The organism is Mastigocoleus testarum BC008 (assembly GCF_001456025.1).
In the GTDB taxonomy this organism is placed as follows: domain Bacteria; phylum Cyanobacteriota; class Cyanobacteriia; order Cyanobacteriales; family Nostocaceae; genus Mastigocoleus; species Mastigocoleus testarum.
This window is the reverse complement of record NZ_LMTZ01000129.1, coordinates 127,116-139,280: the sequence shown is the minus strand read 5'-3', so window position 1 is coordinate 139,280 and position 12,165 is coordinate 127,116. Positions and strand designations below refer to the sequence as shown.

The 12,165-nt window shown below is 35.7% G+C and carries 8 protein-coding genes and 1 tRNA gene; 6 read left to right on the top strand and 3 right to left on the bottom strand.

The features are described 5' to 3' along the window. Positions 1-225 precede the first annotated feature (225 nt). The 3 genes from psbZ (at position 226) to BC008_RS33940 (ending at position 1,502) form a co-directional block, all read left to right on the top strand. The gene (gene psbZ, locus BC008_RS33950) at positions 226-414 is read left to right on the top strand and encodes a photosystem II reaction center protein PsbZ (protein ID WP_027843831.1); all 189 of its coding nucleotides are present in this window, start codon (positions 226-228) and stop codon (positions 412-414) included. Positions 415-636: 222 nt separating this feature from the next. Continuing rightward, the gene (gene ribH / locus BC008_RS33945) at positions 637-1,218 is read left to right on the top strand and encodes a 6,7-dimethyl-8-ribityllumazine synthase (protein ID WP_027843830.1); all 582 of its coding nucleotides are present in this window, start codon (positions 637-639) and stop codon (positions 1,216-1,218) included. A gap of 212 nt (positions 1,219-1,430) precedes the next feature. Continuing rightward, positions 1,431-1,502, top strand: a tRNA-Gly gene (locus BC008_RS33940). 406 nt (positions 1,503-1,908) lie between these two features. Here the strand turns inward: BC008_RS33940 and BC008_RS33935 are convergent. Continuing rightward, a complete protein-coding gene (locus tag BC008_RS33935) occupies positions 1,909-4,395 on the bottom strand; it encodes an ATP-binding protein (protein WP_027843829.1) in 2,487 nt (828 codons plus the stop codon). 413 nt (positions 4,396-4,808) lie between these two features. Between BC008_RS33935 and BC008_RS33930 the strand changes: the two genes are divergently transcribed. Continuing rightward, positions 4,809-6,119: a serpin family protein gene (locus tag BC008_RS33930; RefSeq protein ID WP_058184147.1), complete on the top strand. Its 1,311-nt coding sequence runs from the start codon at positions 4,809-4,811 to the stop codon at positions 6,117-6,119. A gap of 218 nt (positions 6,120-6,337) precedes the next feature. Here BC008_RS33930 and BC008_RS33925 read toward each other — a convergent pair whose 3' ends face one another. After that, positions 6,338-7,465, bottom strand: coding sequence for an AI-2E family transporter (locus tag BC008_RS33925; RefSeq protein WP_027843827.1), 1,128 nt, complete (start codon positions 7,463-7,465; stop codon positions 6,338-6,340). Positions 7,466-7,612: 147 nt separating this feature from the next. On the opposite strand from BC008_RS33925, the gene BC008_RS33920 reads away from it, so the two are divergent. Both BC008_RS33920 and BC008_RS33915 read left to right on the top strand, forming a co-directional pair. Further along, on the top strand, positions 7,613-8,011 hold the full coding sequence (locus BC008_RS33920) for a hypothetical protein (protein ID WP_058184146.1): 399 nt from the start codon (positions 7,613-7,615) through the stop codon (positions 8,009-8,011). A gap of 322 nt (positions 8,012-8,333) precedes the next feature. Continuing rightward, positions 8,334-9,743: an LCP family protein gene (locus tag BC008_RS33915; protein ID WP_027843826.1), complete on the top strand. Its 1,410-nt coding sequence runs from the start codon at positions 8,334-8,336 to the stop codon at positions 9,741-9,743. A 381-nt stretch (positions 9,744-10,124) separates the two neighbouring features. On the opposite strand, the gene BC008_RS33905 is transcribed toward BC008_RS33915, so the two are convergent. After that, positions 10,125-11,012: an alpha/beta fold hydrolase gene (locus BC008_RS33905; RefSeq protein WP_027843825.1), complete on the bottom strand. Its 888-nt coding sequence runs from the start codon at positions 11,010-11,012 to the stop codon at positions 10,125-10,127. Positions 11,013-12,165: the final 1,153 nt, after the last annotated feature.

Genomic DNA, 12,165 nt, shown 5'->3' with positions numbered 1-12,165 from the left:
CCCTAATCCCCAATCCCTAATCCCCATATGCCGCTTGCGGCGGCACGCAGTGCTATCCCCAATCCCTAATCCCCATATGCCGCTTGCGGCGGGCACGCAGTGCTATCCCCAATCCCCAACCTTGAAAAAGCCCACTGGGAGTGCGAGAATCAATAAATAGGTATCATTTGTGCTGCACGATATTTTATCTTTGATAATAAACAAGCATTTTTGGGAAAAGGGAAAATGACTATCCTGTTTCAAATTTCTTTATTAGCTTTAGTAGCTCTCTCATTCGTGATGGTAATTGGGGTTCCTGTTGCTTATGCAACTCCTCAAAATTGGGTTGAATCAAAAAAATTACTCTGGATTGGTTCTGGAGTTTGGGTTCTTTTAGTAGCGTTAGTTGGAATATTAAACTTTTTCGTAATTTAGGCGACTGCTTCTAATTCAAATATACAAATAGCATGGGAATAGAGGGACTGAGAAACCCAAGACAAAATAAATCTTGAGTTAATGAAATGGGGTCCAACTGAGAAAGATCCTAATTCACTGTTTCTTAATTTTTATTTTTTCTTGTTTTCCAATCTCTGTTCCCATCGTTTTCGAGAAACACATGTATATTTGCAAGAAGTATAGTGAATTAATTAACGCACAATGGCAGTTTTTGAGGGAACTTTTACTCAAGCAGAACCATTGCATTTTGCAGTGGTAATTGGTCGCTTCAATGACCTGGTGACCAACAAACTGCTAGCAGGATGTCAAGATTGCTTGAAACGTCATGGTATTGACGTAAACCCCAACGGCTCTCAAGTAGATTATGTTTGGGTTCCAGGTAGTTTTGAAGTCCCACTAGTTGCTCGACAATTAGCAACCTCAGGTCGTTACGACGCAGTTATTTGTTTGGGAGCAGTAATCCGCGGACAAACTCCCCATTTTGATTACGTATCTTCAGAAGTGGCAAAAGGTATTGCAGCAGCAGCGTTTCAAACGGGAGTTCCGGTCATTTTCGGTGTTTTAACCGCCGATACCATGCAACAAGCTTTGGAACGTGCTGGAATTAAGAGCAACCACGGCTGGGATTATGCAATGAACGCTTTGGAAATGGGTAGCTTAATGCGACAGTTGCGTTCTTCTGGAACTCAAGCATATCCTAGCAGTACTCAATCTTTAGCGCCTTCTCTTAGCAATACTGCTGCATTAGGGGAGTTTTCCACAGATACTCCACCCAAGGGCTAAGCTGGCAACTAGATATTTTCTATCTAGTTTATCCATAACAGGAGGCAGGAGAATAACTTAATGGGGATTTACAAGGTAAATATGGGAGTTTGAACTTCTAAGTCCTGACTCCTGACTCCTATACTCCTAACTCCTGACCTCCTAAAATAATATTCTCAATCAACGCTTGACAAATTAAATTGACTTTGCAATAATTATCAAAGGTTGATTATGCGGGTATAGCTCAGTGGTAGAGCGTCACCTTGCCAAGGTGAATGTCGCGCGTTCGAATCGCGTTACCCGCTCTGAATTTCAGTTTAATAAACTTGTATACAAAAGTAAACTTAACTGATTGTGGTAAGTATTACGTAATTAGTTTGTTATAAGAGATAGACGGATCCATTTTTAACTAGTTCATGTATTTTTAATTATTTTGAAAGTAAATGCATTAGATCGATTTTTAGAATGGAAAGGTGAGTTTTGCGATCACATAAGGCAACCCGAAATTCTCAATCCAATCTTTTTCCTCTAATAGAAGTAGAAAAATAATATTGGAACTATAAGAGCTCATAAAATTAATTTACGGCCAATGTAAATTAAAAGTTGACACGATTTAACTTCATGAAAATAATCACAAAAGTGATTTAGAAAAAACTTGAAATCCTTGATGTTACAAGTGCACATTTAATTTAATTCACATGTTTACGTAATTTAGGAAAATAATTGAATTAAAGCTTGTGTTTCTTGTAGCTCCACGAGCATTCCTAACTTGTCAAACGCTCTGACTGCCTGTTTTGCCCAATCGCAGGCGACTTTTAAATTACCTCGTTTTTGCTCTAGGTTTGCTAGAGAGCGTTTTGTATATGCTTGAGTACATTCATCTTGATTGTTCTTAGCGACTTGCAAAGCTTCTGTCAAAAGCAACTGTGCTTTATGTAAGTCGCCTTCTTGAATAGCAATATCTGCTAAAAAATCTTTGGCAAGACAAATTGCTCTTTGCCAGCCAATAGTTTGGGCTTTATCCACAATTTGTTGAAATAACTCCTGACTAAGTTTGTAATTACCTGTTTTATAGTAAATTTCGCCTTTATAGTAGGAAATATTTATCGATAATCGAACTGCAATAGATGATGGAACTTCCTCACTATCCAGTAAACTTTCAGCACGTTCGAGCCATTGTTCTGCTTTTTGTAATTGCTTTTGCTGAATATGCCATACAGCAATATGATTCGCTAAATTGACTTGCCAATCAACTGTTTGATATTGGCGCAATCCCCAAGCTTGGGTGAACAATTTATTTGCCGCAGCGAGGCATGAAGGTTGTGCCATTAAAGTCAACTTCCATCCCCGTTCGGCTATCACTTCAATAAAAGTTGCTGAATCTTCAAACTTTTGGGCGTTAATAGTGAGCCACTCCAACCATCCTAAAGCTGCATCCCAATACTTGAGTCGATTACGACGACGATATCCTTGCGAGTAAGTGTAACATTTTACGTTACGCCACATTTCGCAGACATCATCATAACGTTCTTTCTTAATACACCATTGAATTACTTCGGTGATGTTATCCCATTCAGCAGCTAAATCTTGATAATTTTGCCACTCACGCCAATCTTTACCACCATGTTTGTGAGTAAAGTCCAAATACCAATTAACCCAACGATTGCGAACCAAAGCTGCTAGTTGGGGATTTGTTGCCATTTTCGAGAGTACATATTCACGGGTCAACGGCTGGATAACATATCTCCCTTGTTGATGAATAATCAAAGATAATTGTTGTAAGCGGGCTAAATCGTTTGCTGCAATATGTTCGTTTATAGCAGCCACAACACATACTGCTTGTTTAGTTGGAGGTTTAACAAATACTGCCAACGCCATTAACAGTTGATAGGCTGTTTGTCCTTCAATATGCTGCATTGAACCCTCAAAGTAAAAGCGGCAATAATCTCCCCGATAGCTTCTTAACTGGGAAGTAATTGATTGAATACTATAACCCGCACAGAGCAGACGAATGGCGTAATTAATCGCAGCAGGTATACCACTAGTAATTTTATAAATTTCTAAAGACTTATCTAAACCTAAGGTAACACCGTTTTGATTAGCTTGTTCTTGAATCAATATTAAAGTCTCAGTTTGAGTCAAACCTGTTAGATGGACTGCTGTGAAAGGTGTTTTTTCTCGACTTATGAGTGCGATTTTAACTGTGGATGGCAATTCATAAAGAAAACTGAGAATTTTTTGCTGTTCTTCTAGATTCTCAAAGTTATCAATGATTAGTAAAGTCCGTTTGTTACTTAAATGCTTCCATATTTGTTGATAATTTTCTTCAAAGTTGTCAGTAAATATCCCTTCACAGCCAACAATACGAGCAATTGTTTTTAAGATATCAGCAAAGTTTTTTTCTCCACGCCAACGGGGCACAATTCCACATTCTGTAAAATACTGAGTTTTTCCACTGGTAAAGATAATCGCTTCAAAATCAGGCAAACTTTCTCCAGGATCTTGCCAAACTAGATTTTTTTGTGAGACTTGCAAAATTTTTGAACCTTGCAAAAAACGATATACTACATCCAAAATTAAGGCTGTTTTTCCAATCCCACCTAGTCCTTCAATTGAAATACGAGCATTGGGATTTTTCCACGAAAGTAAATCCAGAAGTTTGTTTAATTCCCATTCCCGTCCAACTAATTCTGCACGGTCGCGATTAGGCAAATTATGTTTTAGTTTGAACTGTGACTGTTCGGACTGAGTTTTAGTTCTATGTATAATTAAATCAGGCTGTGAATCTAACAGAAATTTTTGTTCCCTTGTAGTTTCTCTATCATCACGAACTTCTTCTGTATTGAGCCAACCATCTTCACCGGCTAGCCCTTTCATTTTTAGTTCTTTTTGTTCTTGTTGATAGATTCGCTGCTGAATAACAGCTTTAACATTAGCTTTAGTAACTTTTTCTGATAAAACTTGAGATAAAAGTTGCCAAAGTTTTGGCCCAATGTCATTTTTCAAATATTCAAGGGTATAATTATTTTCCGCCGCAATTTGTGAATATTTTTTTCCCTGCCAAGTCCCAAAAAGTACTAATATCTCAATATTTGATAAATGTTTACCAGTTTTAGAAACGACTAGTTCGTCTACTAGACCTAAAACTTGTTTAAAAGTAATATCGTTCGAGAAAAAATCATTTTTTTTATTACTCATTCACCCTATAATTTTGGTATTTTACGACAACAATAATTTCCATCATATTTGATGCAAAAAGTATTTTATTTTTTTAAGGCACTCGGAATTCTAATTAATTTCCTTTCAAGAGTATAGCTACTTTAAAAATTAGGAAAATAAGATAGTATAACTACTAATTTTACTACTGAAATCAATTTATAACTAATATTAAATAACTTGATCGTTGTCAAAATTCTATATTAGACAACACTTGTTTTATTCTGAATAATTATTTGTGACAATCTCATATACATTTATTTATTGTTTTTCATAATTTGACAATATATTATATGTTGTTGCCAAAACTGTAACCGCTAACTTGCCAAGTCGTGGAAAATGTCATAGTCGAAATCAGGATTGTGACGATAATAGTGGTGATATTGGACAAGTTAATGAATAGTTCTCGCACAAATTTTCTTCAAAGGCGTTACGGCGTGAGTCTTGGTAGACGTTACGTACTAGCAGCAACTAGCGTTGTTTTAATGAGTGTACTAGGTTACTCGCAGATAAATGGTAGCACGAGTGCTGTTGCTGAATCTCCTTTGCCTAATACAGAAGCTCCACCTTTAACCCCAATGACAAAGCCAGAACAAAAAATTGTTGCAGCTAACACCAAGTTTGGCTTTAAATTATTTGCAGAAATTCTTAAAGAACAAAAGGAAGAAAATATTTTTATTTCTCCTTCCAGCATCGCTATGGTTTTAGCAATGACCTACAACGGTGCTAGTGGTTCGACCCAAAAAGTAATGGCTCACGCCTTAGAGCTAAAGGGTCTAAACCTACAACAGATTAATAATGGCTATGCGGAATTGAAAAAATTATTGGTCAATCCAGACGAGAAGGTAAAGCTCGATATTGCTAATTCTCTCTGGTTAAATCAAGGTTTTAAACTTAGCCCCGAGTTTCTTCAAAGAAATCAGAATTTTTATCAAGCTGAAATTACCAATCTAAATTTTAAAGATCCCAACTCAGTAAAAACAGTAAATAGATGGGTAAAAGAAAATACCCAAGGTAAAATAGATAAAATTCTTGAAAGAATAAACAACGATGATGTATTATTCCTTATCAATGCTATTTATTTTAAAGGTAGCTGGAATAAAGAATTTGATCGCACAAAAACCCAAGAATTACCTTTTACATTGGCATCAGGTAAACAAAAACTACACCCCATGATGTCACAAAGCGATGAATACAAATACTACGAAACTGAAAAATTTCAATCTGTAAGTTTACCCTACGGTGAAGACGAACGAATCAGCTTTTATGTATTTTTACCCAAGGAAAATTCTAGTTTGCAAGAATTTTATCAAAGTTTAAACGCTTCGAATTGGGGTAAATGGATGACCCAGTTTAAGAAACGGCAAGGTTCAATTCGTCTACCACGTTTTAAGACAGAGTACGATATTACTCTCAACAAAACATTAAGTGCTTTGGGAATGAGGGAAGCTTTTACAGAGAAAGCAAATTTTTCTGAGATGGGAAATAATCTTGCCATTTCTGAAGTGAAGCATAAAACTTTTGTAGAAGTAAATGAAGAAGGTACAGAAGCTGCAGCTACTACTTCTGTTGGAGTCGTACCACTTTCTGCTCCTATTGAAAAACCATTTCAAATGATTGTTAGTCGCCCCTTCTTTTATGCAATTCGGGATAACAAAACAGGAAGCTTATTATTCGTGGGTTCAATAGTCGAACCTAATGTCTAAATAAATATTGAAAGTAAAAATTGCTATTATCTCCTAATGATAGTTAATTTCAAACTTTGAGTTGTGCCTGAACTGTTTTTGTTAATTTTAGTAAGTAAGGCTGAACAGACACATACACCTGTGAGAACTGTTCTGTGTAAATGTCAATAGTCAATAAAATTTTGCTTCGAAATAGTGCTTCTTTTAGGTAACATAAACGATTGATATCAGGGCTGCGACTATCTTAATGGTACTGATACTTGATTTGGTTGTTCCTCTACAATCTCATCAGCTGAGTCAACGTTATCAGTAGGCATTGGGCGTAAAAAAGTTAAGATAGACTTGATTACCACAGCGATTGGAACAGCCACAACAACACCCAAAAGCCCAGCAATTCTAGCTCCACACAAAACTGAAATTACTACCCAAACTGGATTTAACCCTGTAAAACTACCTAATATCCGGGGTCCAATTAAGTTTTCCAGAATTTGCTGAATAATAACTGCTGCGAGTAAAACCCTCATTCCCATCCAAAAGTCCTGTAACGTGACAAGGGAAGTTGTCACAGCAATACCTACAGTACCTCCAAAGGGAACCAGCGCCATCAAGCCAATTGTTAAACCAAATAATAAACCGAATGGTACTTTCAACCATAAAAAAGTAGATATTAGTGCCGATGCCATACAAACCGATAGTATCAGTTGAGTAATAAAGAAATTTTGAAAACTCAAGCGGATAGTTTCGGAAAAATGCTCGCGAAATTTGGTAGGTAACCAATATATTAAACTAGACCAAAGCTCACCTCCATGTTGTAAAAGATAAAAAGTTAAGACCATTGTCAAAACAAAATCTAGCAGACTTGTGACCGTAATCACTGCCAAGTTCAAAACTTGTCCGGCGATCGCCTGCAGTTCTCCTTTGACACGATCATTAATTTGTACTACTAAAGCATCTAAATTTAGAGGTAATCCTAAAGTATCTGCTTTTTCATTTAGCATCATTAATTGCGAACGCCCAGAATCTATCAAATCTGGTAAGCGAGCAACAAGTTGCTGTGCTTGGGTTAAAGCCAAGGGGAAAAGGGTCACGCCTAATGCTAATAAAATTGATAAGGCAATCAAAAATACTAAGATTGCTACCGGTTCTCGCCTAACACCTTGACGTTCCAACCAGCTAACGGGATAGTTAAGCAGAAACGCTAAAACTGATGCTCCGACTAAAATAACAATTAAGGAATGAAAATAGTTGAAAATAGCTAAAAGTGCCCAGCCATTAAGTACTAATAGTGGCGTTAATAAAGTAGCTGCGGCTATTCGTACTATCGGCGTAAGTGTCTGCCACCATTGGAGGAGCTTACCTGTCTGCATCTGCTGATTGCGGGATACAACGAAATAAATTTCTTTTCTACAATTTCTTTTTTACAACTCTTTTTTACAAGTGAAGAACGTCAGCTAAATTTTTCATTACTCATTTTAGATTAATAATTCCCCTAATTTATAATTACATACTTAGAAATGAACCATACAGAAAGCGCAAACAGAACTTATAACACCAACGATACATCATATCCTTCCCAATATTTACTTTTATATTTAATTCCCGTCATAGGTTTTTTCCCATCTTTATGGACTCTTTATCGCAGACAAGGTAGTAGGGAAAAGCTTAGTATCAGTCGACTATCAGTTACTTTAGCCCTTATATGGGTTGTAGGGTATATTTTCCTAGCAAGTGGAACTGCATCCTTCAACTCAAACTTATTTGCAGTACGCTTGCTTATCCTCAATAGCTTTTTTACTTCTAGTTATTTTTTGGTTAGTATTTGGTTAATGCTCCGAATATCTAAAAACAAATATAAAGGTTTGCCAGGATTTAGCCAGCTTGCCGATCAAATATTAGGTAAGTATTTGTCCTAACCTTCACTTAAGGTCTTAACATTTAAAATTTATTATAGGTGTTTGATTATAGTCATTGATTCAAATACTGACTTAAGTGCAATGAAAGTGATAGTACAAGAGTGTAAATTTAGTCAAATGTGAGTAAGAATTGTCATACTTTAATAAAACATCACAACGTCTCCGGATTCATAGAAAAAATAAGAGAAATACTGCTATAAGTGTTTTGATTGACACGGAAGTGGGAAATTTCCCACTGATAATTAGTAGTTAGTTATTATGGGTTAATTCATTAAATTGGTTTCTAATTTGACCATATCTATCAGTAAGTGTGAGGAAATAAGTGACTATTCACAAAAGCTCAGCGCAGGATAAGCATTCGGCTAGCACTTCCAAAACGGGTACAAGAAATACCCAAAAAGCAAAATCAGGACGTTGGTTGTGGTTTTGGGTAGGAATGAGTGGAGTTGCCATGGTGTCAGCCACTGCAGGGGCACTGCTCGCTGTTTCATTGACAAGCACACCCCTCATGCAAGCCAATCTCAGTCCGGATGAAGCTGCGGTATTTGAAAGTGATCGGATTGCCGGTGGTGGGCTGCGTTTTTCAGAATTAACTCGCCCTGTCAACATTTTGGTCATGGGGATGAGTGTATTACCACCAGATAGCCGTCAAGTCTCTGTTGACACCAAAGAACTAGGATACTTGCCTCAGGTTAATGCATTTGATGGTCTTGCTGATGTAATGCTGCTAATCAGATTCGAGCCACAGCAGAAAAAAATTGTCATGCTTTCCATTCCCAGGGATACTCGCGCTACAGTCGAAGGGTATGGCAAAAGAAAAATTAACTCTGCAAACCTCGTCGGCGGTCCAGCATTAACAGCAACCACAGTAAGTAATCTTTTAGACAACGTAGCAATTGACCGTTATATCCGAATTAATGTTTTGGGTGTTGGTAAATTAATTGACGCTCTAGGGGGTGTAACAGTTTACGTTCCTAAAGATATGAAATATCAAGATGATTCTCAACATCTTTACATCAATTTGAAAAAAGGGGAACAACATCTTGACGGCGACAAAGCACTCCAACTACTACGTTTTCGTCATGATAATAAGGGAGATATTGGTCGCATTCAACGCCAACAAATGGTGATGCGAGCATTGATAGATCAATCTCTTAATCCCGCTACTTTAGCAAGATTACCTCATATCCTTAATGTTGTTCAGTCCCATTTGGACACCAATTTAACTCTGGAAGAACTATTAGCACTTGCTAGTTTTGGCGTCCGAACCAATCGCTCTAATATGGAAATGTTGATGCTACCTGGTCGTTTTAGCCAAAAAAGTGAATTTAATGCTAGTTATTGGATACCAAACAAAGATCGTATTTCTAATCTAATGGTGCGTAATTTTGGGTTGGAATCAGATGCTCCGTTACAGGTAAGGGATCCATCTTCTTTAAGAATAGCGATTCAAGATAGTACTGATAGCAGTCGTGCTGAACTTCGACCTTTAATTCGAGGTTTACAAAAGGCAGGTTATAACAATATTCATATATCTAGCCCATGGAGTATTCCTTTACAAGAAACTCATATTGTTGCCCAAAAAGGTGACGGAGACAGCGCTGAGTTAATTCGAAACACTTTAGGCTTTGGAGAGGTAAGGGTTGAAAGTACTGGTACCCTAAGTTCCGATATTAGTATCCAGTTGGGTCAAGATTGGTTAAAAAATAAAGATTTATTGGATGAAAAGTAATGCTAAAGCAACAATCATTAATTATTTCTTGTTTTGGCGACCTATTTATTATTGTGTAGCCAAAAAAAATGGACTACACGTATTATCTGGGGTAGATGCCGCATATACAAATAATAGTTTGCGAACCAAAAAAAATCAGAAATATTTTGCTGTCCTGCTGTTTTATTTAGACAAGATATAAATTAGTCAACGAAAAATTAAAACTATTTATCAAATCAATTAAAACTTTCAAATGATTTCATTTATCAAAATTTAAATTTAAATCACAATTAAATTCAGTTTAAATTTAAAATTTAATCTAAAATCAAATAGAAAATCTAAAATTAAATTCACAATTAAATTCAACATGGGAGATTGTCGCAATTTACCGTGTATTTTCAGTTATGCGATCCAATCTTGTAAAATCGGATTCACTAACGAAGGAGCTTCATCTTGAGGACAATGTCCTACACCTTCCAAAGGAATAAATTTTTTGACTTGTGGATAATTAGCTAATTCCCTTCCTAAATCTATTGGTTCCCAAGGGTCGTCAGTTCCCCATAAAATAATTACAGGACTCGAAAGTTTTGGTAAAAGGTCTTCTGCTAGAGGTCCACTTGAGTATGCGGTAAACGCAAGGAAAACATCTGCTGCTCCCGGATCGCTAGCAGGTTCCATAATAATGTCAATTAATTCTTCCGTAACCGCATTATCATCAACATAAGCTTGTTGAAGAACTTTCTTCACTGTTCTACGTTTAGCTATTTGATTAAAAAAGAATTTACCAACTGTTCGAAAAGTCAAAATTTTCTGTAATATCGGAGTTCCCAAACGACGACTCAATGGTAAGTTTTCTCGTTTTCGCTCGTGAAGTAATCGTAAGGAGCAATTAAGTAGAGCAACTCCTAACGATATATCAGGCTTGATCGCAGCAGCTTGCATAATCGCAATACAGCCAATAGAATTCCCCACGAGATAGGCTGCTTCACCGACTACTTGCTGGCAAAAATCTTTGATCTGCTGACCCCAAGTATCAAAGGTATAGTTAATTTCCGTAGCTGGGGACGGTTTAGCCGAACCACCAAAACCGATTAAATCTAAAGCGTAAACACGGCATTTTTGTGCTAGTACGGGAATATTTTTTCGCCAGTGACCCCAAGATGCGCCAAAGCCATGTACTAACACAACGGCTGGTCCTGATTCTCCCTGCTGTTGATAACATATGGGGAAACCCTGCCAAATCCAGGTTTTTACAGGATTTAATCCCAACTCAGAAGCAAAAGTGGTCATTGATTTAAATTCAGTGGTAATCCGAAAGCTCAATATTAATTTTATGTTTATCTGTATCAGGTTTGGCTTTGAATTTACTCAAATTGCTTTCTATGGTGAGGAAATATTTATTTATATTCCGGTAGAAGTTTACCTAATTGAGCTAGAGGGGAAGTGAGGGGAGTGAGGGGAGAGTGGGGAGTATGGGAGTGTTGAAAGAAAAAAGATTTTGTTGGTTATTCATTGTCTTATTAGGAAAGAGTAATTCTAGATTTTAGATTGTGAGCCTTAAATCTTGAATTTTTAGATCTTGAACTTTGTTAGTACATAGATTTTGGCTTTTACACATAACACAACAAAAAATTGACACAAGTATTTATTCACTTAAATATAAAGAAAATAACATTTTTTATACACAAAAATACTAAGTATTAATACTTAAGTAAATAAATATTTTTTAAGTACGGGTTATACATGACGATCGCAGGCTAATTCCATGAAGAGAGATAGATAGTATGAATCTTTTTATTTATATTTAAATCAGAATATTTTTTGGAATACAATATATTCTAATTTTATTTTTTTGTATTTTATAATTTAGTTTATCTTTGAACAATGATTAAAATAAGAGTTCCAATAGTTTTCATGGTAATTTAGCATTTTTTCTTAAATACAATATTTATTCCCAAACAAAATATAAGTACTTTTGTATAGTAAAAGTCATTTTTCCTATCAAACTAGATAATATTATTTTGCCATTAGCATCTTGAATAATCTTCAAAATGTTAGCTTCTAATATTTTCATACATATTTATTATAAATACTACAAGATAAATAAGAATAATTAAATAATCAATATTAAACCTAAGTAAAAATAGATTATTTATGTTAAAAATTTACTAAATTATATGATACCTAAATAAAAATATTATTTATAAAAATAAAAAAATAAATAAACAACATCTAACTTTTTTCTTACAAGTTTCCCATAGTCGCAAACTATTGTGAACTAACATCAATGGATACCCTTCGATAGGACATTCAGTAGTTTTACAATTTACGGCTATTTAATTGAAACATAAAATTGAGAGATATCAGAGATTAACTTGGGTGTAACCTGAAATCTAATAAGGAAAGCCTAAATTAAAAAATATTATAAAAAATATTGATTTAT

Excerpts from the sequence above, each read along its gene's own strand:
- ribH (WP_027843830.1), top strand. The coding sequence starts at position 637 with ATGGCAGTTTTTGAGGGAACTTTTACTCAAGCAGAACCATTGCATTTT.
- BC008_RS33905 (WP_027843825.1), bottom strand. The coding sequence starts at position 11,012 with ATGACCACTTTTGCTTCTGAGTTGGGATTAAATCCTGTAAAAACCTGG.
- psbZ (WP_027843831.1), top strand. The coding sequence starts at position 226 with ATGACTATCCTGTTTCAAATTTCTTTATTAGCTTTAGTAGCTCTCTCA.
- BC008_RS33930 (WP_058184147.1), top strand. The coding sequence starts at position 4,809 with ATGAATAGTTCTCGCACAAATTTTCTTCAAAGGCGTTACGGCGTGAGT.
- BC008_RS33925 (WP_027843827.1), bottom strand. The coding sequence starts at position 7,465 with ATGCAGACAGGTAAGCTCCTCCAATGGTGGCAGACACTTACGCCGATA.
- BC008_RS33935 (WP_027843829.1), bottom strand. The coding sequence starts at position 4,395 with ATGAGTAATAAAAAAAATGATTTTTTCTCGAACGATATTACTTTTAAA.
- BC008_RS33920 (WP_058184146.1), top strand. The coding sequence starts at position 7,613 with ATGAACCATACAGAAAGCGCAAACAGAACTTATAACACCAACGATACA.